This window comes from Rathayibacter sp. AY1H2 (assembly GCF_002931985.1).
In the GTDB taxonomy this organism is placed as follows: Bacteria; Actinomycetota; Actinomycetes; order Actinomycetales; family Microbacteriaceae; genus Rathayibacter.
The window spans coordinates 1-21,453 of sequence record NZ_PSUV01000032.1 but is presented as its reverse complement, the minus strand read 5'-3'; the positions used below and the strand labels follow the sequence as shown (position 1 = coordinate 21,453).

The following is a 21,453-nucleotide window of genomic DNA, read 5'->3' as shown; positions in this document are numbered from 1 at the left end:
GGGGCGATCGCGGGGTGGGGGGCCGGGGGGCGGCGGTCGTGGTGCCGCCTCCCCCGGTCCCGAGGGACGTCACGCCGAGCACGATGGCCGAGAGGGCGAGTGCGCCGACGATGACGGCTCCGACGATGAAGCCCTTCTTGGTGAACGGGTTACGCGGTTCGGAGTCGTTCATGACGTCCCTTGCCTTTCTGTTGGTGGTGTCGGTTTCCCGGGGACGCTACGCGCCCATCAGGAACCCGACGATCGTGAACGCGGCGGAGATGACGATCACACCCACGAGGAGCCGGCCGAGCCAGCCGCCGATTTCGCCGCCCTCGCCGCGGCGGGCGGAGACGGTCATGGTGACGCCGAGGATGATGAGGCCGACGACGGCGACGCCGAGGCCGACCCACTTGGCCCAGCCCATGACTGTGGTGAAGGCCTCGAATCCGGGGGGCATGCCGCCGGGGCCCGGGTCCGGCACGACCGCGCCGAGCGCGCCCGCGGTGGTGAGGATGTCGGTCGTTGCTGCGAGCAGTGCAGACATGGTGTGCTCCGTTTTCTGTGTTGGGTGGTGCGGGGTGATCGGCGCCGCGGTCGCGACGTCGAAAGGGTCCGGTTATCCGGTGGTGAGGGGGCCGTCGGCGTAGGCGACGTCGAAGTGCAGGTGGTTCGGGGTGTCACCGAACTGGGTGATGTGCTGATAGGTGCTCGACCGGCACTGGATCTGGCCCGCACGCGAGCCCTGCGGCACCTGCGGGTCCAGGACGTCAAGGAGCTGGAGGGCGTTGGGGTCGCAGCCGGTCGTGGCGGTGCCGGCGAAGCTGTAGAAGTCCACGGCGTTGCCGCCGCCGTTCATCCAGTGCGAGGAACCCGTGCCGGCGCCCAGGAGCGAGCCCGTGCACTGGCGGTTGAGGTCGGAGACGCCGATCTTCCCGAACGTGTTCAGGGCGATCGTGATGATCTGGAGAATGCGGACGTCGATCGCGCAGTTCTCCTTCGGGGTGCCCGCGGCCATGTCGCGGATCTGCTGCGCGTACCGGTCCTCGAGAAGGGTCAGGTTGCCTGCGTCCATCGCCGCGACGAGGTTCGCTGCGAGAGCCTGCGCATCGCCGGACACGGCGACGCATCCACCGACCGGCGCCGGGGAGGCGGGCGCAGTGCCGATCGGCGTCGACGGGGCACTCACCGGCGCCGCCGACGTCGTGGGTGCGGTCGTGCTGCTGCCGAGGCTGTTGAGGTAGGTCATGATCGCTACGGCGTCGGCGCGGTACTTCGTGTAGTGGTTCGGGTCGGCGTTGCGCTGGACCTTGTTGATCGCGATGGAGGGCTCCATCGACTGCCAGCCCTCGACGGCTACGAGGCGGTCGTAGAAGAAGCCGGCCGAGGTCGTCGGGTCCATGCGCTGCTCGACGGTGCCCCAGCTCGACTGCTGCTGGAACAGGCCGATCGAGTCAGCGACCGACCCGTCCGGGTTGATAGCACCGTCCCCGTAGTTGATGTTCACCAAGGAGGACTCCCCGATCGCCGTCTGCACGCCGAGGGTCTGCCCATCGGCGCCGAGGCCCTTCGCGGCTCCCGCGTTGACGATGAGTGCCGCGTTCACGAGCTGGTCGTGCCCGTAGGCGCCGACCTTCGCGTCCGCGGGGATCGCGGACACGTTCACCGGCCCGCCGCCAGGCAGGCACGCCGCGGCCGCGTCCTCAGCGGCGCCGAAGAACAGCAGCCACAGCAGCAGTGCGATCGCGAGAAGCGGTGCCAGGACCGCCGCGAGAACCCCCATTCCCCCCTTCGCCACCGGGCTACTCCGACGCCAGGGGGGTGATCTGCTCGACAGCCCATGGACCGGTCTCGACGGTGCGGTGGACGTACACGGAGTACTCCCCCGCATCCGTGGGAACCAGGATGCGCATCGTGAAGGCGCCGTCCCCGTCCCGGACCGATGCTGCGCCGGTGAGGGTCGTGCAGGGCACGTTGGCCGGGTCGACGGTCTCGTAGGCCACCGCGGCCTGCTGGCTGAGGAACGGGTACAGCTCAGCGATCCAGGTGTCGTAGTCCAGGGCGGGGCGGCAGAAGGCGGTAGTCGCTGCCACCGCGATCGCCACAGTGTCGCCCTCGACAGTCGGCTCCGGCTGCGGCTCCACGTCGGAGAGTTCGGCGGCGGCCGGCGGTGTGCTCTCGGCCGGCGCCGTCTCGGGTGAGGTCGGTGCCTCAGCGGAGCGCGTCTCGGGAGCTGCCGACTCGGTGGAGGGTGACGCGGCATCGGTGCTCGAGCTGGTGCAGCCGGTGGTGATGAGCGCGAACGCGACGACCAGCGCTGCCTTACTCGGCGTCCTCATGTGTGTCCCCTACGGCTCGTGCCGCAACCGGTCGTCCCGGTTGCGCGCTACGACCACTATAAGGTTTTTTTGGTTTCCTGTAACGTAAACTTAGGTAGCTTTATGAGTTTGCTTGGTTCAAGCCGACCGGGCTCCCGTGCGTGAAGGGGAAACGGCCAGTGCGCCACAATGGAACTCATGTCGTCTCCGATCCCTCCGCCGTCCAGGGAGGTGATGCACATGCGTGCCACGACCAGTGAAATCGGCAATCGCGTGCTGCACTTCCTGTCGCAGGAGACGGCGCGCCTTCACGGGGCCACGGTGTCGGAGATTCTTGAGGCGGTTCCCGAGGCCCGTAACAAGGTGACCCTCTTCGGTCACCTCAACCTCCTGGAGGAGGCTGGCGCGATCGTTGGAAGGCCAGCGCCGGGTGTTCGACACCGCAAGACCGTGACGTACAAGGTCGACTGGGACGCGATCGACCGCCTGCACGAGGTCAGTCGGGCATATCAGAAGGGCCAGATCGACCTCGCGGAGCCGCCGCGGGCTATCTGACGCACGCGGCGTTCCCTGTTCCTGCTGGGATGCGCTCAAGAAGCGCCACGCATCTGTGGGCCAGAAGTTTGCTTTCGTCCGCGACCGCCCGTAGCCCTGTCGCGAACTGGAGCTCGAAGGCATCCCCCGCGAGCCATCCTTCGACGCCGAACTGATCCCCGTCAGGAGAGGTCACCGCGACGTCCTCGAACCGTTCCGCGGCGCGAAGCCCGTAGCCGGCGGCGATGACGTCTCGGCCGAACCAGTACGTCTCCAAGGCCACCGCCCGCAGGATCGCGTCATCGGCGGCTTGCTCGATTTCCACTACCGGGTAGTGCCGCACCAGCCCTGTTCGCGCGTCCAGCTCCTCATCGGCCATGGACGGCTCGCGAGTCGCCACGCACCGCTGGCACGCGCAGTCGACGGGGTGGCTGTTGCCCAGGTGGAAGAAGTGGACAACGGCCGACCACCGTCGATCAGCGGTGCGGCCATCGTCAGTGAGTGCACGGTCCGCTCGCGATACGCCAGGAAGGGCTTCCATGGCGTTAACACTATGTCAGTGCTAGCGGTTTCGTTACTGGTGCTCGGAAATCCACCGAGCGATGGTCGAGTCGAAGACCTCCGGGTCGACGTTGTACTCCGTGTTGTGGGCGGTCGCTGCGGTCTCGACCACTTCCACGGCCGGCGCATTCAGCTTCGCGAACCGCTGGGAGACATCCATCGGCAAGGTCGTGTCGCCGGCCGAGTGGAACAGGAGGATCGGGCAGCCCAGCGCGGCGGCTCGCGGCTCGCGCACCCAGTCCAGCGCGTCGAAGTCCACCGGCTCCGGAAGACCGACGAGACGGCTCGCGAGCTTGCTGCGCAGGCCCACGAGGCCGAGGATCGCGACCTGACGAGGCAATCCCATCTCGACGGCGCCTTGCTCGATCGCCGTCTTCCAGTTCAGCGCCGGCCCGACGAGCACGAGGCCGGAGAGCAGATCCCGGCGGCTCGTGCGCTCCGCTGCGAGCAGCGCCACACCGCCACCGAGGGACCAGCCGATGAGGACGATCTTCCGCGCGCCGTGGGCGGCTGCGTAGTCGATCGCCGCGGCGACGTCGGCCCACTCGCGCTGACCGAGCATGGACGCGCTGTGAGGCACCGCGGGGCCGTCGCCGTCGCCGCGGAAGGAGACGACGAGGGACGTGTAGCCGAGCGCGGTCATCGCCGGCACGCTGCGCAGCGCGTGGATCCGCTTGGTGCGGATGCCGTGCACGTGGATCGCCCACGTGCCCTCCGGGTTCTCGTCCGGCCCGAACTGCCAGGCGGGGCAGTCACCTAGAGGCCCGGGGACCAGGACCTCCACGAAGTCAGGGTCGACCGCCTCCGGTCCGGCGAAGACGTCGCCCTCGCAGATGACGGCCTTCTCTCCGGCGAAGCTTGCGCCCCAGGTCGATTCGATGCGCCGGGTGGTCGCACCGGTCACCGGGTCGGTGTGGATCGGGCGGCTGAGTGTCGCGTGACCCGTGCGGTCGGTGCGGAAGATTCCGAGGATGCCGGGGGCGATGGTCTTGCCGTCAACGGCCAGCGTCATCGTCTTCCCGTCCTGGCGCAGGATCGGGATCTGAGGCGGATCGACGGGAAGCACGACCTGGCGAGCGGCGAAGATCGAGCCGATAGCGCCGGCCACGGCGACGCCTCCTGCTGCTGCTGCTCCAACGATCAACTTGTTCATTCGTTCCATCCCATACCTGCTGCTAGCAATTCACCGTCGATCAGTCGCTCTGCGCGACGAACGACACCGTTCTCGTTGTTGCTCAATTTCATTGCGCCGACCATCACCGCGTCGGTGACGCGCACCTGTAGCGTCATCAGTCGCACGAGCTTCTTCTCGCTCGCGGTTCCTTCTCTCACATATGAGACGGGCGGGGCGGCGATTTCTCGCTCTGCCAGCATCGTGACGAGCTTTCGGGAGCTCAGGTCGACGGCGACGTCCCTAATCGTACGCCGAGCGGGGAAGCTGCACAGGCCGGCGGTGAAGAGCAGGATCCCACCGAAGAATCCCGGGGTGAAGGCGAGATAGAGGACATTCGTCGTCGCGGCAGAGTCGGGCACGTATCGCGCTACCAGCATTCCGGCCAGTTCGCCCGCGGCTCCGGCGATGATGAGCGCGCCGCCGACAGTGAACGGCCAGTACGCGCGACGGGGGAACCTCGCGACTTTCACGATCAGTCGCACGAACAGCACCATCAGCCCGAGGAAGTAGATCCCGCTGCACAGAATCATCGGGAGCTGATCGACTTCTTCATGCGAGAACTTGGGCGAGGTGGCCGGGCGGTCGATCGCGATGAACGCGGCCACGTACGCCGCGATCCACGCCACGAGCAGGACGACCGACCAGAGGCGCACTCGGCCGACGTCGATCACGGCCTCCACGAGAAGCCACATCGCCGTGCAGGCGGCGACGAGCATCACGCAGTAGTAGACGTTCGTTCCTCCGAACAGGCTGTCTGCCTCATCGAGCGTCAGCCACGGGAAGCCGCCCAGTGCGAGCAGCCCCACCGACCCGAAGCCTGCTGCCACCCATGGGCGCGTCGGCGGACGTCGGCGGGCGAGGATGGCGATGAACCAGCCCAAGAAGTAGGCGGTGACGGCGAGGAAGGAGGCGGTGAAGAAGAAGCTCTCGATCGGACTCACTTAGCCGAACTTCCTCTCACCCGACCGGTATCGCGGGTACATGACGAGCGACACCATGAGACGCGCGAATTCTTCAGCTTCGCCTTCGCGGATCCGATGCGTCCGAGAGGAATCGTCGCCATCGAAAACAAACTGCTTAGCGTGACGTACCGCGTTCGTTGCGCTCGTCAGCCCCATGCTGTCGAGGCTAAGACCGTGAGGGAGCTCGACTTCACTCGGAGGATGCCCCAACAGGATGTGAGCCAGTTCGTGGAACACATTGAACAGCCGATAGTAGGCTTTCTTGTCGCTGCGGATGAGGATCATGTACTTGGTAGGAAGCAGCGCGGCGATTGTCTCGGTAAGAGTCAGGGCGAGATAGTTCTCCCACGACTCGTCTCCGCCCTGATACACCTCAATATCAGCACCAAGCACTTCTTGAGCGCGACGGATGATGGCTTCTTCGGTCGACAGTTCACCGGGGTAATTCTCAGTGAAAATTTCCTTGAAGGCGCGTTCGGCGGTCTGGCGAATCTGCTCAGTTACGAGCCACGGATCGTCCACAGTTCCCCCTCCCAGATACAGCCACTATTCGCGTAGCTCGCGGATCGACGCGGCGATGCCGCGGATGGCAGCAGGGGAAAGGTTTCCCCCGAGGGACCGGGCCGCCAGCGGCTCGACACCCTTGGATGCGAGCGCTCGGCGCAGCTCGAGGTCAGCTTCGATCATTGCGGTGTCCTCCGAGGTCGTCAGCTCCGTCAAGAACGCCTCAGGGACCTGGAAGTGAGTGGTGAGGCGAGTGAGCTCGCTCCGAGTCACGCCGAACCGCGCGGTGGCGCCGAGCATCTCGGACAGCCGTGCCGCCGGGATCCCCGCGACGTCATCACTCGCACTCGTGCCGGCCGGGAGGAGGACGCTCAGTCGTCGGGCGAACTCGACACCGTTCGTGAGCACGACCACCTCGTCAACGTCCGCGGTGGGCTCGCCGAACTCCTCCGCCATCGTGAAGATGGTGGCGACCTTGACTCCCAAAACCTGCGCGAAGCGCTCCAGATCGTTCGTGTCGAACATCGCGTCGCCGCGCATCCGCGCGTAGAAGTAGGTCAGCGTCATTCCCGTGCGCGTCGCGAAGTCGACGTTCGAAAGACCGGCTCTGGCCATCAAGGTCTTGATCGCTGCGTGAACGCGCATCGAATACTCGGACGCGCCGTTACCTGTTCTCGCAGCCATGCTGACCACGGTAGCCGCTCGTAGAGAGCACTGTTAGTTTCAGCAGGCCCCGACCAGTTCCGGGCACGAGAACCGGGGGTGTGGGTGAATCAGTCGCTGTCCCCCGTGGTCAACCTCGTTCGTCAGCGAGGAGGGTCCGCGCAGCTCGTCGTCCTCAGGGGCGGTGACGTCCTTCTCGACCACTCCCAGGGGTACGCACCCGATGGACTCTTCTGGTCCTGGTCAGTCAGCAAGCCCTACCTGAGCATCCTCGTGCACCAGTTGGCCGCAGACGGGCTCCTCGACATCGACGCCGCAGTCTCTTACTACTGGCCGGAGTTCGCTCGTCACGGGAAAGGATCGATCACTCTCCGCCAGGTCCTCCACCATCGTGCGGGGTTCTCGACCTCGCGCGGACTGATCGGGGACGCCCTGGCGATGACCGACTGGCGCAGCTCGATCCGTAACCTCGAGAGCGCTCGCCTCAGGACGGTGCCGGGCACCGTTCCCTCCTACCAGGTGTTCACCTACGGCTTCATCCTGGGCGAGGTGATTCAACGAGTGACCAGGCGTCCTCTCCGCGACGTCATGAACGACGTGCTGCTCACTCCGCTCGGCGCCACCAACACCATGCTGGGCGTCGCTGAACACGACCTCTCCCGATGCGTCTCCATCCGCAGCTCCGTACCTCTCGCCATGGGGGCCTTGAACAGCCGTGCCGTCCGCATGGCCGTGATCCCGAGCGCCGGAATCTCAACGACCGCTCGCGACGTCGCCAGGTTCTACGAAATGCTGCTCAACGATGGCCGGGGCCGCGATGACACGCAGGTTGTCTCACCGGAGATCCTGTCCCAGGCGACGATCGCCAGCTCCACCGAGGCCGACGTCGACGGCTTCGCCCACACGCCGATCCTCTGGGCGCATGGATTCCAGCTCGGCGGTCGCACCCCCAACCTCTACCCGCCGCTCGGATCGATAGCCGGCCCGCGAACGTTCGGACACAACGGGTCCAACGTCTGCGTCGCCTGGGCCGACCCGGACACGCAGCTCGTCGTGGCCTACCTAACCAACACGGTCGCTTCGGATGGCGCCCGCCACATGACGGCCGTCTCCAACGCAATCGCCAGCATCGCTCGCCCCGCGGCCGGCTGACAGGTGTTAACGGCTACGGTGAAGTATCGATTACGTTAGTCAGAGGTCGAGAGTGCCGCAGACCAGCGGGCAGCCTCACCCACGTTGGATGCAGGCAGAGGGGACAGCGACCACGACCATGACACTCGACACGCCGCACCACTCCCCGAATACTGCTAGCACTCACACCATGATGAGCCGCATGGGAAGAAGACGACGGAACGATGGAGCGGCGGCGGTGCAACTCAACGCCCGCGTGCTGCCCACCAACCGTGATGCCGTCTCCGAGGCTGCCGCCGCCAGCGGCGTGACCGTCTCGCTCTACGTCGACATGCTCTACAGCGAGCTGCTCGCGAAGTACGGCGCGCTCCCGCGGGTCACCGCGTCCCGATCGGAGCCGCCGATCACCACCACTTAACGCATTAGGCCCGCCGCTCACGCGACGGGCCTAGAAGCTCTCGCTTCACACCAAAGGCTTACCAGGGCGACAGGTGTGAAGCAGTTGATCAGGACCGGTTTCTCAGGCCGGGCCTCATCCATCCCCCCCGAGGGAGGAGAAGTGACCTCATCGTAAGCCACATTGCTGTGTCTGCGCACGCCCAAAATGCCGAAGTTGACTCCTTCTCGGCGCCCTGGGCACTGACGCGCCGACTGAGCCCCCGTGCCGCGGTGCGCACGATGCGCCCGGATGCCTACGGGCGCCTGGACGAGAACGCCTATCCGGCCGCGTTCCCCGTCTCCCCCGTCGCGCCGGCCGCCCCGTGGGCGATCTACCTCACCGACGACGCCGGAGCGTTCCGGCTGCTGTGCTTCGACTTCGACGGCAAGGACTCCCGCGGCGTCGACGCCGACCTCATGGAGCAGGCCGCGGACGACTGCGACGCGCTTTCCGCCGTCCTCGACGCGCACCAGGTCGCTCACGTCGTCTGCCAGTCCTCCGGCACCGGAGGTCGCCACCTGTGGGTCGCTCTCGCGGAAGCCGCCCCAGCCGAGCAGGTGGCCCGATTGGCGATCGCCGCTCGAGCAAACTTCCGCACCCTCGACCACGGGATGCTCCGCAACCCGCGCACCGGCGCCGCCCGGCCGCCGCTGTCCCCGCACCGCGACGGCAGCTTCTCGAGGGTCCTCCGCGGCCGCGCAGAGGAGCTGCTGGACACGAACGTCACCGCGGCCGCCATCGATGCCGTCACGGTCGCGCTGGAAGCGTCCCGGCCGCCGCGGCGCGTCGACGCCACTCCCCCAGTACCCACCGCCACCGCACACCACACGCACCGGACGCTGAGCGCTGCCGGCGCCGCCCACATGGCCACGGCCGGCGGCGGCGCGAATCCATCGTGGACCGCGTTCATGTGCCTGCTCTCCGCTGCTCACGCCGGCTGGTCCCTGACCGACGTCGAGCACGCCGCCCGAAGCGCGCCCGGGATGGAGCACTACCGGACCAAGAACACCGGCCGCGGCCACCGCCGGCCCCGCGCCCGCGACGAGGCCGCGGAGCGACTGGCGCGGCAGTGGGAGAAGGCCCGCCAGTACGCGGCGCTGCACGCCGTTCTCCCGCCCGAGCGCGAAATGAGCGACCTGGCGGAGCTGGGCAGCATCGTCGGCGCCGTCAGCGGCCTCCTCGACCGGTTCCGGGTGAGCCCGGGCCGGTGGGGCAGGACCGAGCGAGCGACGTCGGAGAAGACGATCCTCACCGCCCTGGCCTACCTCACCCTGCACACCGGCAAGCGCACCGTCGCCGCGTCCATCCGCGACCTGGCCCTCCTGGCGGGCCTGGGCCGCACCACGGCCGCCAGCGCCCTGCGGAGCCTGCGCGAGGACGGCTACGTGCAGCTCGTCGTCCGCGCTGACGGATCGAACGCCAGCGAATGGCGACTGTCCGAGCACTTTTCCACAGGCTCCCTGCAAGGTCCGGTCACAACCACTAATAACCCCCGCCCCCCCGGGCCGCTTTTCACTGAACGAACCATGCTGCTCACCACGCTCGAGGCGGACCTCACGGACACTCGGCACGACCTCTTCACCCGCGCCGGCCTCGGACACCTGGCAGGGAAGGCGTACGCGCTGCTGCGCCGAGAAGGAACCCTCGCCGTCGACGCCGCCGCCACACTGCTGGGAGTGACCACCCGCACCGCCGCCACAGCCCTCTCCCGCCTGCGCACCCACCGCCTGATCGTCAAGCACACCAACGGCTGGACCCAGGCCAAGCGCGACCTCCGAACCGCCGCCGCTCGCGCGATCGGTGTCGACGGAGTCTTGACGGATCGAGCGCACCGCTACGACGTCGAGCGCGAAGTCTGGGCCTGGTGGCAAGCCGAGCTCGCTCACCGGTCCTCCTCCCCCAGGCAACGACCGCGACGCCGACACGTGTCGAGCCGACCCCTGTTCGAGGACAGCACCGCTGGCGAGCGCGTCTGGCCGCTCTACCCCCGCGACGCCGCCGGCCGCGGCGATCACCGCGAGGCGCTGCACTGGGGACGCACCGGCATGCTCGCCCCCGGCTCGCTCTGGTGGTCCTCGACCGCCGCATGACGTCGACCGCACGCGCGTTCGAACATATGTTCTACTGGCGGCGTGGGAACGAACCGACGCTACGAGCGCCATGTCGGCGCCCAGATCGATCGACGCATCGAAGAGACGGCCGGCCGCGGCCACCCCATCGGCCTGACCGACGACGAGCTAGACAAGACCCGGCAGCGGCCCACCTGGGCCGCCACTCCCCTGCCCGTCTGGGCTTGGGTCCGCTACCCCGGCAACCCCGTTCGCGTCGAGGGTTACGCCATCGCCTGGACCGCCCGAGCCGTCATGGTCGAGTGGCAGGACCGCGACGCCAGCCGCCGACTGTGGGTCTGGGCGTCCGCCGTCGAGCGACGGCCCCAGTAACCGCACATCCCCCAAGTCAGTACGTCAGCATGTTTACATGTCAGCATGCAGACTGGTAGTCTTGTCAACATGATTACAGCGGTAGTGAACCTGAAAGGCGGGTCGGGCAAGACCTCGACCGTCATCCATCTCGCAGCAGCGCTTCGCGAAACCGGGGAGAGCGTGCTCATTGTCGACGGCGACCCGCAGGGCAGCGCGCTCGACTGGGCCAACACCCTCGGTTGGGACGCGACCGGGCTGCCTCGCAACACGATCCACAAGCAGCCCTGGTTGAGCAGCAGCCACCAGAACGTGCTCATCGACACTCCCCCGGGCGATCTGGGTATCACGACGTCAGCAGCTCGAGCCGCTGACCTGATCCTGATCCCGATCCAACCCACCAGCGGCGACTTCTCCCAGTACGCGGAGACGGTCAACCTCATCGAGCAGGTTCAAGCTCTCACGGACGCGCCGGCCTTCACCCTCCTCACCCGAGTGGTCAAGCGCACGGTCGCCGCTGGGCAGATCCGCGACGCGCTCGAACCGTTCGGCGTCCCCGTCCTGACGAGCGAGATCCCGCAGGCGCAGGCTCTCGCGATGGCGTACGGCCTGCCGATCACCGATCCTGGCCAGTACCGAAACGTGCTCGCGGAGTTGAAGGGAATCGTCAAGTGAGCGAGAACCGCTTTGCGGCCGCGGGCCGCGCAGCTCGACCGAAGAGAGCCCAGGTGGGCGAAGGCACCTTCGTGCCGCCGACCCAGCTCGCCGTGTTCTCCGTTCGACTCCCCCAGGAGTCGATCCGAGCGGTGAAGATCCTGGCGGCCGAGCAGGGCGTCCCCGTACAGGTGCTCGCTGCGGAAGCCTTTCAACTCCTCCTCGCCCAGTACGAGGGACGCAAAGCTGATGACAAGTAAGCATGTAATCAAGTCAACTTCCCTACATGCATACCGGGCCGTCCGGCCCTCCCAGGCCGTCACTCGCCATCCGCGGTGACCCCGTGATTGGGAGCAGCCGGCAGACGCGGGATCGGATGACCCACGAGCTACTGCGCGTCGGCGCCGCTATCTTCCGGGGGACCTGCGCGGTGGCGGCGGCGCTGTTCGAACCCACGGCTCGGCAACTCTGGTGACGGAGGTTCGAGTCCCCACAGCACGTGCTGACTTGTAGGCATGTTTACAAGTCAGCATGTCGCGGTCGACGGTGGGGGAGGGTCGGCGTTGCCGCCCCGTGAGGGATAACCCCTCACGCTCCCCGGTATCCCGTTCCGGGGCGCGAGCTGCACTCGCGCAGCAGCGACGGAGCGCCGCCCAGAGGTTCGGCCGGCTGTGCCGGCCGCTGATGTTCGCCCGTTGGGCTCACGTTTCTTTGCCGTGAAGCCTTCGGCGGCTCCCTCCGCTTCGCTGCGGTCGTAGCTACCTACGGGCTCCGTTCAAGTGGCTGCGCCACCGGCTCCTCCGAGACTTTCGGCACGCGGTCGCTGCGCTCCCTCACATCGCGCCGAAACTCTCTCCACCGCCGCCCTCCGGGCGCCTCTCTGGTCAAGCGGCGACGTGGATAGGCTCTGTTGAGGTGGGTTCGGTGAGTGACTTATCCGAAGAGTCGGCGTTGGGATGTGAGCCGGCCGCGCTGGATTGAAGCGTCGTTCCTGGTTGTCCCGCCGGACCCACCGCTGCGCGTAGGTGGTCGGCGACGAGGATGCGGAACACGACCGTTGCCAGGCGCCGTTTCAGGGCGCGGAGCGCTTCCTTGCTGCCCTTGCCCTCGGCGCGTTTGCGCTCGTAGAAGACTCGGCCGGGGCTGGTTTTCATGCTGACCTGGGTGAGCGCGATCACGTGGAGGGCGTAGTTCAGTTGCCGGTCGCCGCTTCGGGAGAGGCGGTGCCGCACGACGTCGCCTGAAGACACCTCGCGAGGTGCGACGCCGGCATAAGCGGCGAAGTGGGCCTCGGTAGCGAATCGGGTGACGGGGCCGGTGCGGGCGAGGATCTTCCCCGCGGTGAGCTGCCCGATCCCGGGAACAACGGTGAGGGTGGACTCCGTCGCATTGACCCGCTCGAGGATGTGTCCAGTCGCGGTGGAGATCCGCTTGTCGAGACGGCGGATCTCCGCGACGAGGTCGACCGCGATGAGCCGGCGTGTTGTGGTCATGCTCTCGGTCGAGCGGACTCGGCGCAGCAGGGCAGCCGCTATGTCTGCGGTCAGCCTGCGAGGCGCTCCTCCGACGACCAGCAACGTCATGATGGCGTGGAGCCGGTTGATGGTCTGGGTACGGGTGCGCACGAGGTCGTCGCGATGCTCGGTGAGCAGCTTCAGCTCCGTGGAGGCCGCGTCGACCTGCACGGTTCGCAGCTTGCTGGACGTCGTGGCGGCGACCGCGACCGAGAGGGCGTCGTCCTCGTCGGTCTTCCGGCTGTGGCCGGTGGAGAGGACCCGCACTCGTGCGGCGAGTTTCGCGGGGACGTCCCATGCGGTGACTCCGTCCTCGGTCAGCATCGCCGCCAGTGGTGCTCCGAGACCATAGGCGCCCTCAATCGCCCAGACAGGCTCGGGGAAACGGGCCGCGAACCGCCGGAGTTGCCGGTAGCCGGCGCTCGTTACCGGCGCCCGCACGGCGCCGATCCGTTCACCGCGAGGGCCGACAGCTACCGCTGTCCAGCTCTCTTTGTGCGGGTCGATACCAATGATCGTCGTCGACATGTCGTGCCCTCCAGCTCAGTCCATTCAATGGGTTTGGCGGAGGGCAAACCAGCTTCCAGAACGCATCCAGGCCTCTCTCGAGCCACGCCGCCAAGAGATCGTGGATGGCCCGCGCGCCCGCAGGAAGCCAGGCCACAAGAGCCGACAGGTTGCACTAGAGCGAGACCATCCACGATCTGAGGACCACGGGCTGCAGACCCGTCATCCCTGCCCCCATTGAACAAGCTGGTTGCACTGCGCCCTCCGGTTGCTAAGGCGGAGAACCGCCTTCCTTACCGTTATTTCCGTGGATGCGGGGCAGTTGTAGGCTCCGGAACGCGCCAGGGGTCCTGGGTATGGCTGACCGCCTTCAGCCGCCTGATGGCATGCCGTGATTGGCCGCCCGGGACCCCGCAACGGCAGGACCGCTCATTGAGAAACGCGACCAGATCGCCCCGTAAGGACATGCCGGCACGGTCGTTCACGGCGCACCGCACCCCTCAACGGAAGGACCCTGCGTGCCCCAACTCTGGGCCGGTATCGACGCCGGCAAGACCGAACACCACTGCGTCGTCATCGACGGCAACGGAACCAAGCTGCTCTCGCAGCGCTTCAAGAACCGAGAGTCAGCGATCCTGACCCTGATGGGCGACGTCGCCTCCTTGCCGGGTGGCACCGACGTCGCGTGGGCGACGGACCTCAACCACGGCGGAACGGGGCTGCTGCAGACGCTGCTCAGCTCCCACGCGCAGCCGCTGTTCTACATCTCGGGCCGGGTCGTTCATCACGCCTCGGGCGCCTACCGAGGCGAGGCAAAGACGGACGCGAAGGACGCGGTCATCATCGCCGACCAGGCCCGGACCCGACGAGACGTGACGCTGATGCGGCAGGCCGACGACGTCACCGCGGAGCTGCGCCTGCTCTCAGCCCGGCGCGAGGACCTGGTGCACGACCGCACCCGCGCCGTAAATCGGCTACGCGCCATCCTGGTCCACTACTTCCCGTCACTCGAGGGAGCGTTCAACTACGCGACGACCAGGGGACCTCTGGTGCTGCTCACCCGGTACGCGACGCCGTCCGCGATCAGGCGGACGGGGGAGAGCCGTCTGGCGTCGTGGTTGAAGGGGCAGGGCTGTTGGAAGTCCGCGGCCGTCGCTAAGACGGCGGTGGAAGCCGCGCGCGAGCAGACCTCGGTCGTCGCGGGGGAGGATGCCGCGGCCCGGCTGGTGAGCCGGTCCGCCCGCGATCTGCTCCGCATCCGCGACGAACTCGCCGAGCTCGAGGCCGAGATCGACGCCGTTCTACAGGACAGCAGTTCTGCGGATCTGCTCGTGTCGCTCCCCGGATTCGGGCGCAGGCTCGCCGCGGACTTCCTCGCCGCAACCGGTACTGACCTCGCCGCATTCGAGACGCCCGACCGGCTGGCCAGCTTCGCGGGCCTCGCTCCCGTGCCGCGCGACTCCGGGAAGATCTCCGGCAACCACCACCGGCCACGGCGCTACGACCGGCGGCTGTTGAACGCCTGCTTCCAAGCGGCGTTCATCGCGTCGAGGAACTGCCCGGTCTCTCGCTCGTTTTACGAGCGAAAACGTGGCGAGGGCAAGTCGCACAAGCAGGCACTGATCGCACTCGCCCGACGCCGCATCAACGTCATCTGGGCAATTTTCCGCGACCAGACCAGCTATCACCCCACAGGCGCAGAGCCCGCCGCGTTCGCGTCAGGGACGATCGCAGATGGGTCGGCGGCTCGTGGTCTCGGTGCTGGCGGGAATCCGTGGGAGGGCATCGGCAACCGTCACTCGTGGTGAACCACCTCGCTGCGGGGTAATCCTGGTCAGGGATTCTGCGCGCGATCGACGCGCGCGACAATCGCGCGCAGTGCTTCGACTTCGATGCTGAGGGCGGCGGTGCCCTGAGGAGTGAGAGCGACCCAGTTCTTGGCTCGGCGGCCGTCGTAGCCCCGTCGTGTGGTGATGTGACCGGCCCTGAGTAGGACTTCGAGGTGTCGTCCAAGGTTGCCGTCGGTGAGGTCGAGGGTGGTGCGCAGGAACCGGAAGTCGGCTTCGCCGGCCTCGTGAAGGATGGTCAAAATCGCAAGACGCGTTCGTTGGTGGACGGCATCGTCCAAGGACGCGAACTCGTCGTCGGTCGACTCCTCAGCGCCTGGTGCCACGGGCACGTCCCGTCTCCTGCCGGAAAGCAGTAATACCCAGAACGACGAGGGTGATGCCGGCGATCGTGAGAACGACGCCATCGATTGACAAAGGCGTGGAACCGTAGGAAGCACCCAGGATCAACCCGCTCTCGGGGGCAGCGTCCTGCAAGAAGCTGTTGAAGAGGAAGGGGGAAACTACTGCCACCCCGAGGCCAGCAAGCCACTGGCTGCGATTTTCGAGTCGCCAACCGATCGCGAACAGGAGCACCCCGACAAGAAACGCCGGACCGACGAACTCAACAAGAAAGGCCGGACCGGCGAACATCGTGGGCAGAAACGTCAAGATCGAGATTGCGGCGATGACGGCCGCGATCGGCCCCATGCGCTCGCGCCCCATTCCCACACCTGCGTGAGCAGCAGTAGCCCTCAGCACGATCCAGAGAGCGATGCTCGTGAAGGCAGGAATCAGGAAGCCGACGGTGAACAGCGTCGAACCGGCCAGGGGCAGCAGTCCGGCTGTTACCACTCCGACGCCGGAGACGATCAGCGGAAGTGATGACACGTGCCGCGCGTCTCGGACCCGTTCTTCTAAGGGCGTGCGAGTCAGCGACATGATGCTCCGATCACTCTGTGGTGTAGAGCAACTGTACTCTGCCTTGCAGAGCGGTCGCTAGGACGTCCAGCGTCGGGACCGTTTCGAGCGGCCGCAATTCCGCGCATCAGATCGCGAACAAGCGGACGCCGACCTCAGGCCGGCGCGGTGTCGTGCGCTGCGCGAATTTTTGCCTGGAAGCCTTCGGCAGCGTACGGGCCTCCGGCGTCCACGCAAGCCGCTGCGCGGCCGGCTCCTCCGAGGTTCTCGGCACGCGGTCGCTGCGCTCCCTCCCATCGCGCCGACAACCTCTCCTCCGCCGCCCTCCGGGTTGCGCTCCCACCTCCGACCCTGCTCGGCACTACGTGCCTTCCAGGCAAAAAAACGCTGGGAGAGAAGGAAGAACGATCCGGCCAGACCACCCCCGCTGGCTTGACAAATCTGATTGAGAATCACGGCAAAAAAACGAGGGGGAGGGGCAGGGCAGGACCACCGCCCGGGACCCGACGACGAGAGGACTTCACCATGACCGACACCGCCACCACCGAACCGCAGACACCGACCCTCCCGGAGGCGGTGGCCGAGTTCGTGTCCGTGTTCTCCCACGGGGACACCGCCGACGATCTGGCCGTCCGGATGAGCTGCTGCGAGGTCGACGCGTTGGCCGGACTCCTGCGAGCATTCGGACGAGACGAGGCCGCCGACCTGTGGATCGCGGAGCACGCGACCGACGACGACGAGGGCGACGCGCACACCCCGGAAGGAGCGAAGCGATGACCGAGCAGCCGAAGGCCGACGCCGTGACAATCTATCTCGCGGCTGCGGCCGCCTACGACGAGGCGGTGACCGCGTTCCTCACCGCGGGCGCTACCTACACCGCGGCCCTCGCGAATTTCCGCGTGGCGATGACCGTCTCGCCCACTCTCTCCTGCGAGAAGGTCAACGTGATCGCGCAGATGCTCGACAAGGCCGGTGACCGCGACGCGGCCGGGTGGTGGATCCACGCGCACTGCGCCGAGGAGAAGCGCGAGGAGTTCGAAGCGCACATGGAGTTCTATCTGGAAGATTCCTCATGGCTCTGACCGTCTACTCGAAGCCCTCGTGCGTGCAGTGCACCGCGACCTACCGAGCCCTCGACGCGAAGGGCATCGAGTACACGACTGTCGACGTCACGACGAACCCCGCAGCGCTCGCCTACGTCACGGAGGAGCTGGGCTACTCCGCCGCCCCGGTGGTCGTCGCGAGCGACGAGGACCACTGGTCGGGCTTCCGCCCGGACCTCATCGAGAAGCACGCAGCGTGACCGGCCCGAACGTCGAGAGCGACGAGTACCGGGCAGGGTATCTCGCCGGGCGCGCGGACCGGCAGGGCGAGGTCGACTGGGCGGAGAACGAGGCCGATCGGTACTACCGCCTCGCCTACGGCGACGAGCGGCGTCTCCCGGCCTACGCCGTGACGCGCGCCGAGCTCGAACAGCGCAGGGCGCTGTCCGAGCCGTCCGTCGAGGTCACCCGACGCGACGCTCTCACGTCCTGGGGTATCGAGACCGAAGCACCAGAGCAGAACACCCCAAGCGCATCCCCGTCGACGTCGACGGGACGACCCACGAACCGAACGAGCAGGAGACGACAGATGAGCACCAGGACGATCACCGGCAACCTCGCCGCCGACCCCGAGGCCGTGCAGGCGGGCCGCGTCCAGATCGTGAAGCTGCGCGTCATCGAGAACACCGGCGAATACCGCGCGGGGGAGTGGACCCCGCACGACGCCCCGACCACGCACTACGTGGAAGCGAAGTTCGAACTCGGCGAGCACGTCCTCGCCTCCCTCCACAAGGGAGACGCCGTGATCGTCGTCGGCTACGAGCGCACCGTCGCCTGGGGCGAAGGAGAGAACCGCCGCACCGGCCGCGTCCTCGAAGCCGACGCCATCGGCCCCAACCTCACCCGCGCGACCGCCGTCGTCACCACAACCACCCAACGCGCACCCCGCCGCAGCGCCGCGGAGTAGAGCGCCCGCTCAGTTCTTGACGCGGAGCACGTAGAGGATGACGTGATCCTCCGGGATCGCTGCGCGCACTTCCACGATCGCCGCGGCGCTCGTCGCCGCGCTACTGCGCACCACCGTTGATGCCGATTCCGCGCGCGTCCGGTGTGCCAGCTCCCACATGCCTCCATCGTCCCATCCGGCGCCGACAGCGGCTCTCAGCTCTCGGCGGGGGAGGGCCGGCGGTGCCGTCCCGTGAGGGGCCGGCCCCTCACCCTCCCCGGTGTTCCGCTCGAGGCGCGGGGTGCGCTTCGCGCACATCGCCTGCGGCGACCGGGAGCCGCTGCGCGGCACTGCTTCGAGGTTTTTTGTTCCTCTCCGCGGTACAAACCTATTTCGCTCCGTCGTCTCCGTGCAACCTATTCCGGGCGCGGTCGCAGGCTCCCTTATCTCGCCCGGAATAGGCGTCACTGCGACGCCTCCACTCAAACGGTTCTTCCCGCCGGAGAGGCACAAAAAAACGATCAGACAAGACGAAAGCCCCGTAGTTGATCTAGAACCACGGGACTCGTCGCGTCGATCCTCGCACAGGGAGAATCGCCATGACCAGCACGACCACCGCCCGCAAGACCGCCGCCAAGAAGCGCGCACCGCGGACCACGCCGGAGGAGCGCCGCGAGCAGGCCGCCGCGCTGCACGAGAGCATCGCCGAGCAGGTCGAGGCGCTGCGCGACTCCGACCAGTGGCGCCGGTTCCTCTCGTTCGCGTCCTCGTTCCACCGCTACAGCCTGGGCAACCTGCTGTTGATCCTCGCTCAGCGCCCCGACGCCTCCGCCGTCGCCGGGTTCCGCGCGTGGCAGGCGAAGGGCCGCCAGGTGCGCAAGGGCGAGAAGGCGATCAAGATTTTCGGCTTCGCTCAGCGGAAGATCGCCGCCGACGAGGAGGCCGAGGAGGGCACCACGACCAGCACCGACGAGACGGGGCAGAAGGTCCAGACGTACTACCCGCTCGTGTCCGTGTTCGCGATCGAGCAGACCGACCTGATGGAGGGCGCCGAGGATCCCCGCGACATCGCGCAGTTGCTCACCGGGGAGCACGATCACGGCGTCATCGCGCCGCTGACGGCCGCTCTCGAGGCCGAGGGGTGGACGGTCAAGCGCCGCCCGCTGCCGCAGGGAACGAACGGCTACGCCGCCCCCGAGGAGCGCACGGTCGTCGTGGATTCCAGCCTGTCGCCGGAGCAGGCCGCAAAGACCCTGATCCACGAGGCCGCGCACGTGCTGATGGGTCACGTCGATGACCTGGAGGAGTACGCGCAGCACCGAGGGCTGATGGAGACGGAAGCCGAGTCCGTCGCGTTCGTCGTCGCCGGGCTCGTCGGATTCGACACCAGTGCCTACAGCGTCGGCTACGTCGCGACGTGGAGCGACTGCAAGGCCGACACGATCCGCGAGACGGCCGCGCGGGTACTCACCACCGCGCACCGCATCGCCGCGATCCTCGACGCCGACGACGACGAGAGCGACGACGAGAGCTGAGAGGCGGCGGGCCGGCCTTCGGGCCGGCCCGTGAGGGGCGACCCCCTCACACTCCCCGACATTCCCCGTTCCGGGGAGCGCGAGCTGCACTCGCGCAGCGGTGACGGAGCACCGCCGGTAGGAGGCCGCTACGCGGCCCGTTTCCCCGTTTTCTTCACCTCTCCGCGGTCTCAACCTATTTCGCTCCACCGGCTACGTGCCACCGCTATCGGACGCGCCCTGCGGGCTTATTTCGCCCGATAGCGGCGTCACTGCGCCGCCTCCACTCAAACGGTTCTTCCCGCCGGAGAGGCAAAGAAAAACGATCAGCCAGAGGGAGACACACCATGACTCAGCAGCGCGGCACCCGTACCGAGGTCATCAAGAGCGAGTACCACGGACCCGGGACGGAGGGCATCAGCCGGACCGCCCGTCAGGTGGTCATCGTCGGCGCCGGTGGCCGCGACCCGGTGACCGAGCAGACCCCTGCCGTGCACCTGGTCACCCGCAGCGGAGCGGTCGCCGGGGTGACGCTGCAGCACTTCGAGCCCGTCGAGCCCGTGGGGGAGGGCCGGATCGGCTACATGGCTTCCGGCGCCTACGTCGTCGTTCCGGTCGACGTCGCGCGAGCGCTCGACCTGTACCCGGCCGCGTACGCGCTGCACGACCGCAGCGAGACGCCCGCCGACTACCGCGACAACGACTGAACCCCCGAGACGAGAAGGAGACAGAGCATGCTCACCATCACCCACACCCCCGAGGCCGGAACCCTCATCGAGGGCACCAGCCGCGGGGACGGCACCGCCGAGATCCTGAAGGCGTCCGGCTGGCGCTGGGGTCGCTCCATCGGCGCCTGGTACGTCCCGCAGTCCCGGGACCGCCTGCCGAAGTGGTGGACCATCAACCGCGCCGCGACCGCCCTGCGCGACGCCGGACACGAGGTCACCATCGAGGCCGAAGAGACGTTCCGCCCGACTGCCGAGGCGGAGGCGGCGACCATCGAGCGTCAGGCGGCCCGCGTCGACGCGCTCGACGCGAAGGCCGACCGGCGAGCAGCGGATGCCGACACCGCCGACGCGGCCGCGCGCCGCGCGTTCGATCGGCTCCCGGAGGGTGGCGAGCCGATCAAGATCGGCCACCACTCCGAGACGCGGCACCGTAACGCGATCGTGAAGGCCCACAACGCGATGGGTCGCAGCGTCGAGGCCGACCGCGAGGCCACCCGCGCCCGCGCCCGCGCCGACGTCGCCGCCCACACCACCGAATCCCGCTACGCGCCGGGAATGGTTGCCCGCCGGATCGACCGGCTCGATACCGACATTCGCGGCTACACGCGGAAGATCGAGGGCAGCTCGCACAACTTCGGCGGCGGCTACATCGAGACGACCGCCCCCGCCACCGGCGACCGACTCGACCGGCTGCACGCCGAGCGCGCGCAGCTCGAAGATCAGCGCGACTACTGGTCGGAGGTCCGCGAGGCGCAGGCCGCCGCCGGACAGGTCACGATCTACAGCCGCGAGACGATCGCCAAGGGCGACGCGATCAAGCACAAGCACGGGTGGAGCGTCGTGACCCGCGGAAACCCCAAGACCGTGACCGTCGCGCTGGACTGGAACGCCGGGACGCGCCCCTACTCCGTCGCCTACGCCGACGTGCAAGGACACCGCACCGCCGCGGAACTCGGCGCGGCCCGCGAGGCTGTCGCGGAGACGGCCGCGGCGAGCTGAGCGGGCGAGGGCCGGCCTCCGGGCCGGCCCGTGAGGGGCGACCCCCTCACACTCCCCGGCATCCCCGTTCCGGGGGCGCGAGCTCCGCCCGCGCAGCGGTGACGGAGCACCGCCGA

The 21,453-nt window shown here is 67.7% G+C and carries 27 protein-coding genes; 15 read left to right on the top strand and 12 right to left on the bottom strand.

The window, feature by feature from the left end; all coding sequences use genetic code 11:
* Positions 1–217 precede the first annotated feature (217 nt).
* The 3 genes from C5C29_RS16355 to C5C29_RS16345 form a co-directional block, all read right to left on the bottom strand.
* Positions 218–526, bottom strand: a complete 309-nt coding sequence (locus tag C5C29_RS16355; protein ID WP_104224227.1) for a hypothetical protein — start codon at positions 524–526, stop codon at positions 218–220.
* Between the two features lie 72 nt (positions 527–598).
* Positions 599–1,762 (bottom strand): hypothetical protein, encoded by a 1,164-nt coding sequence (locus C5C29_RS16350; RefSeq protein WP_104227109.1) that lies wholly within the window; start codon positions 1,760–1,762, stop codon positions 599–601.
* 19 nt (positions 1,763–1,781) lie between these two features.
* Complete coding sequence (locus C5C29_RS16345; protein WP_104227110.1) at positions 1,782–2,318, bottom strand: hypothetical protein; 537 nt, start codon at positions 2,316–2,318, stop codon at positions 1,782–1,784.
* A gap of 219 nt (positions 2,319–2,537) precedes the next feature.
* On the opposite strand from C5C29_RS16345, the gene C5C29_RS16340 reads away from it, so the two are divergent.
* Entirely contained in the window at positions 2,538–2,852 is a 315-nt protein-coding gene (locus C5C29_RS16340; protein WP_146078849.1) for a hypothetical protein, read from the top strand.
* On the opposite strand, the gene C5C29_RS16335 is transcribed toward C5C29_RS16340, so the two are convergent.
* From C5C29_RS16335 to C5C29_RS16315, 5 genes are all read right to left on the bottom strand, one after another.
* Positions 2,845–3,210, bottom strand: coding sequence for a hypothetical protein (locus C5C29_RS16335; RefSeq protein ID WP_104227112.1), 366 nt, complete (start codon positions 3,208–3,210; stop codon positions 2,845–2,847). The genes C5C29_RS16340 and C5C29_RS16335 overlap by 8 nt on opposite strands.
* A 195-nt stretch (positions 3,211–3,405) precedes the next feature.
* Positions 3,406–4,545 (bottom strand): S9 family peptidase, encoded by a 1,140-nt coding sequence (locus C5C29_RS16330; RefSeq protein ID WP_181072913.1) that lies wholly within the window; start codon positions 4,543–4,545, stop codon positions 3,406–3,408.
* On the bottom strand, positions 4,542–5,507 hold the full coding sequence (locus C5C29_RS16325) for a hypothetical protein (RefSeq protein WP_104227113.1): 966 nt from the start codon (positions 5,505–5,507) through the stop codon (positions 4,542–4,544). The genes C5C29_RS16330 and C5C29_RS16325 overlap by 4 nt, the downstream gene beginning before the upstream one ends.
* Complete coding sequence (locus tag C5C29_RS16320; RefSeq protein ID WP_104224220.1) at positions 5,508–6,050, bottom strand: ImmA/IrrE family metallo-endopeptidase; 543 nt, start codon at positions 6,048–6,050, stop codon at positions 5,508–5,510.
* 24 nt (positions 6,051–6,074) lie between these two features.
* The gene (locus C5C29_RS16315) at positions 6,075–6,716 is read right to left on the bottom strand and encodes a helix-turn-helix domain-containing protein (protein WP_146078848.1); all 642 of its coding nucleotides are present in this window, start codon (positions 6,714–6,716) and stop codon (positions 6,075–6,077) included.
* 84 nt (positions 6,717–6,800) lie between these two features.
* Between C5C29_RS16315 and C5C29_RS16310 the strand changes: the two genes are divergently transcribed.
* The 6 genes from C5C29_RS16310 to C5C29_RS16285 all read left to right on the top strand — a co-directional run bounded on the left by C5C29_RS16310 (position 6,801) and on the right by C5C29_RS16285 (position 11,599).
* Positions 6,801–7,847 (top strand): serine hydrolase, encoded by a 1,047-nt coding sequence (locus C5C29_RS16310; RefSeq protein ID WP_181072912.1) that lies wholly within the window; start codon positions 6,801–6,803, stop codon positions 7,845–7,847.
* Between the two features lie 217 nt (positions 7,848–8,064).
* Positions 8,065–8,244: a hypothetical protein gene (locus C5C29_RS16305; RefSeq protein ID WP_104224217.1), complete on the top strand. Its 180-nt coding sequence runs from the start codon at positions 8,065–8,067 to the stop codon at positions 8,242–8,244.
* Between the two features lie 260 nt (positions 8,245–8,504).
* Complete coding sequence (locus C5C29_RS16300; RefSeq protein ID WP_374953999.1) at positions 8,505–10,355, top strand: hypothetical protein; 1,851 nt, start codon at positions 8,505–8,507, stop codon at positions 10,353–10,355.
* A gap of 42 nt (positions 10,356–10,397) precedes the next feature.
* Positions 10,398–10,706, top strand: a complete 309-nt coding sequence (locus C5C29_RS16295) for a hypothetical protein (protein WP_104227116.1) — start codon at positions 10,398–10,400, stop codon at positions 10,704–10,706.
* Positions 10,707–10,775: 69 nt separating this feature from the next.
* Positions 10,776–11,360 (top strand): AAA family ATPase, encoded by a 585-nt coding sequence (locus C5C29_RS16290; RefSeq protein WP_181072910.1) that lies wholly within the window; start codon positions 10,776–10,778, stop codon positions 11,358–11,360.
* Positions 11,357–11,599 (top strand): ribbon-helix-helix domain-containing protein, encoded by a 243-nt coding sequence (locus C5C29_RS16285; protein ID WP_146078847.1) that lies wholly within the window; start codon positions 11,357–11,359, stop codon positions 11,597–11,599. The genes C5C29_RS16290 and C5C29_RS16285 overlap by 4 nt, the downstream gene beginning before the upstream one ends.
* A 624-nt stretch (positions 11,600–12,223) precedes the next feature.
* Here the strand turns inward: C5C29_RS16285 and C5C29_RS16280 are convergent.
* Positions 12,224–13,381, bottom strand: a complete 1,158-nt coding sequence (locus tag C5C29_RS16280) for an IS110 family transposase (RefSeq protein ID WP_104308586.1) — start codon at positions 13,379–13,381, stop codon at positions 12,224–12,226.
* 497 nt (positions 13,382–13,878) lie between these two features.
* Between C5C29_RS16280 and C5C29_RS16275 the strand changes: the two genes are divergently transcribed.
* Positions 13,879–15,168, top strand: a complete 1,290-nt coding sequence (locus C5C29_RS16275) for an IS110 family transposase (protein ID WP_258059506.1) — start codon at positions 13,879–13,881, stop codon at positions 15,166–15,168.
* Positions 15,169–15,194: 26 nt separating this feature from the next.
* Here C5C29_RS16275 and C5C29_RS16270 read toward each other — a convergent pair whose 3' ends face one another.
* Both C5C29_RS16270 and C5C29_RS16930 read right to left on the bottom strand, forming a co-directional pair.
* Positions 15,195–15,488 carry a transcriptional regulator gene (locus C5C29_RS16270; protein WP_258062327.1) on the bottom strand — a complete coding sequence of 98 codons (294 nt, stop codon included), beginning with the start codon at positions 15,486–15,488 and terminating at the stop codon, positions 15,195–15,197.
* Positions 15,489–15,516: 28 nt separating this feature from the next.
* Positions 15,517–16,128, bottom strand: a complete 612-nt coding sequence (locus C5C29_RS16930; RefSeq protein WP_146078846.1) for a hypothetical protein — start codon at positions 16,126–16,128, stop codon at positions 15,517–15,519.
* A 504-nt stretch (positions 16,129–16,632) separates the two neighbouring features.
* On the opposite strand from C5C29_RS16930, the gene C5C29_RS16265 reads away from it, so the two are divergent.
* The 4 genes from C5C29_RS16265 to C5C29_RS16925 all read left to right on the top strand — a co-directional run bounded on the left by C5C29_RS16265 (position 16,633) and on the right by C5C29_RS16925 (position 18,117).
* Positions 16,633–16,884: a hypothetical protein gene (locus C5C29_RS16265; RefSeq protein ID WP_104224211.1), complete on the top strand. Its 252-nt coding sequence runs from the start codon at positions 16,633–16,635 to the stop codon at positions 16,882–16,884.
* A complete protein-coding gene (locus tag C5C29_RS16260; protein WP_104224210.1) occupies positions 16,881–17,189 on the top strand; it encodes a hypothetical protein in 309 nt (102 codons plus the stop codon). The genes C5C29_RS16265 and C5C29_RS16260 overlap by 4 nt, the downstream gene beginning before the upstream one ends.
* Positions 17,180–17,410 carry a glutaredoxin-like protein NrdH gene (gene nrdH / locus C5C29_RS16255; protein WP_104224209.1) on the top strand — a complete coding sequence of 77 codons (231 nt, stop codon included), beginning with the start codon at positions 17,180–17,182 and terminating at the stop codon, positions 17,408–17,410. Before C5C29_RS16260 ends, nrdH begins: the two co-directional genes overlap by 10 nt.
* Before the next feature lie 329 nt (positions 17,411–17,739).
* Complete coding sequence (locus C5C29_RS16925) at positions 17,740–18,117, top strand: single-stranded DNA-binding protein (protein ID WP_104224208.1); 378 nt, start codon at positions 17,740–17,742, stop codon at positions 18,115–18,117.
* 9 nt (positions 18,118–18,126) lie between these two features.
* Here C5C29_RS16925 and C5C29_RS17270 read toward each other — a convergent pair whose 3' ends face one another.
* Positions 18,127–18,276, bottom strand: coding sequence for a hypothetical protein (locus C5C29_RS17270; RefSeq protein WP_181072908.1), 150 nt, complete (start codon positions 18,274–18,276; stop codon positions 18,127–18,129).
* A 419-nt stretch (positions 18,277–18,695) separates the two neighbouring features.
* On the opposite strand from C5C29_RS17270, the gene C5C29_RS16245 reads away from it, so the two are divergent.
* The 3 genes from C5C29_RS16245 (at position 18,696) to C5C29_RS16235 (ending at position 21,337) form a co-directional block, all read left to right on the top strand.
* Positions 18,696–19,631: an ArdC-like ssDNA-binding domain-containing protein gene (locus C5C29_RS16245; protein ID WP_104308585.1), complete on the top strand. Its 936-nt coding sequence runs from the start codon at positions 18,696–18,698 to the stop codon at positions 19,629–19,631.
* Between the two features lie 326 nt (positions 19,632–19,957).
* The gene (locus tag C5C29_RS16240; protein WP_104308584.1) at positions 19,958–20,317 is read left to right on the top strand and encodes a hypothetical protein; all 360 of its coding nucleotides are present in this window, start codon (positions 19,958–19,960) and stop codon (positions 20,315–20,317) included.
* Positions 20,318–20,344: 27 nt separating this feature from the next.
* Entirely contained in the window at positions 20,345–21,337 is a 993-nt protein-coding gene (locus C5C29_RS16235) for a DUF3560 domain-containing protein (protein ID WP_104227121.1), read from the top strand.
* Positions 21,338–21,453: the final 116 nt, after the last annotated feature.

What these genes read in the sequence shown, in the direction of transcription:
- C5C29_RS16245 (WP_104308585.1), top strand. Translation starts at nt 18,696, where the DNA reads ATGACCAGCACGACCACCGCCCGCAAGACCGCCGCCAAGAAGCGCGCA.
- C5C29_RS16315 (WP_146078848.1), bottom strand. Translation starts at nt 6,716, where the DNA reads ATGGCTGCGAGAACAGGTAACGGCGCGTCCGAGTATTCGATGCGCGTT.
- C5C29_RS16280 (WP_104308586.1), bottom strand. Translation starts at nt 13,381, where the DNA reads ATGTCGACGACGATCATTGGTATCGACCCGCACAAAGAGAGCTGGACA.
- C5C29_RS16330 (WP_181072913.1), bottom strand. Translation starts at nt 4,545, where the DNA reads ATGAACAAGTTGATCGTTGGAGCAGCAGCAGCAGGAGGCGTCGCCGTG.
- C5C29_RS16930 (WP_146078846.1), bottom strand. Translation starts at nt 16,128, where the DNA reads ATGTCGCTGACTCGCACGCCCTTAGAAGAACGGGTCCGAGACGCGCGG.
- C5C29_RS16345 (WP_104227110.1), bottom strand. Translation starts at nt 2,318, where the DNA reads ATGAGGACGCCGAGTAAGGCAGCGCTGGTCGTCGCGTTCGCGCTCATC.
- C5C29_RS16340 (WP_146078849.1), top strand. Translation starts at nt 2,538, where the DNA reads ATGCGTGCCACGACCAGTGAAATCGGCAATCGCGTGCTGCACTTCCTG.
- C5C29_RS17270 (WP_181072908.1), bottom strand. Translation starts at nt 18,276, where the DNA reads ATGTGGGAGCTGGCACACCGGACGCGCGCGGAATCGGCATCAACGGTG.
- C5C29_RS16350 (WP_104227109.1), bottom strand. Translation starts at nt 1,762, where the DNA reads ATGGGGGTTCTCGCGGCGGTCCTGGCACCGCTTCTCGCGATCGCACTG.
- C5C29_RS16300 (WP_374953999.1), top strand. Translation starts at nt 8,505, where the DNA reads ATGCGCCCGGATGCCTACGGGCGCCTGGACGAGAACGCCTATCCGGCC.
- C5C29_RS16240 (WP_104308584.1), top strand. Translation starts at nt 19,958, where the DNA reads ATGACTCAGCAGCGCGGCACCCGTACCGAGGTCATCAAGAGCGAGTAC.
- C5C29_RS16355 (WP_104224227.1), bottom strand. Translation starts at nt 526, where the DNA reads ATGTCTGCACTGCTCGCAGCAACGACCGACATCCTCACCACCGCGGGC.
- C5C29_RS16265 (WP_104224211.1), top strand. Translation starts at nt 16,633, where the DNA reads ATGACCGACACCGCCACCACCGAACCGCAGACACCGACCCTCCCGGAG.
- nrdH (WP_104224209.1), top strand. Translation starts at nt 17,180, where the DNA reads ATGGCTCTGACCGTCTACTCGAAGCCCTCGTGCGTGCAGTGCACCGCG.
- C5C29_RS16235 (WP_104227121.1), top strand. Translation starts at nt 20,345, where the DNA reads ATGCTCACCATCACCCACACCCCCGAGGCCGGAACCCTCATCGAGGGC.
- C5C29_RS16290 (WP_181072910.1), top strand. Translation starts at nt 10,776, where the DNA reads ATGATTACAGCGGTAGTGAACCTGAAAGGCGGGTCGGGCAAGACCTCG.
- C5C29_RS16260 (WP_104224210.1), top strand. Translation starts at nt 16,881, where the DNA reads ATGACCGAGCAGCCGAAGGCCGACGCCGTGACAATCTATCTCGCGGCT.
- C5C29_RS16335 (WP_104227112.1), bottom strand. Translation starts at nt 3,210, where the DNA reads ATGGCCGATGAGGAGCTGGACGCGCGAACAGGGCTGGTGCGGCACTAC.
- C5C29_RS16925 (WP_104224208.1), top strand. Translation starts at nt 17,740, where the DNA reads ATGAGCACCAGGACGATCACCGGCAACCTCGCCGCCGACCCCGAGGCC.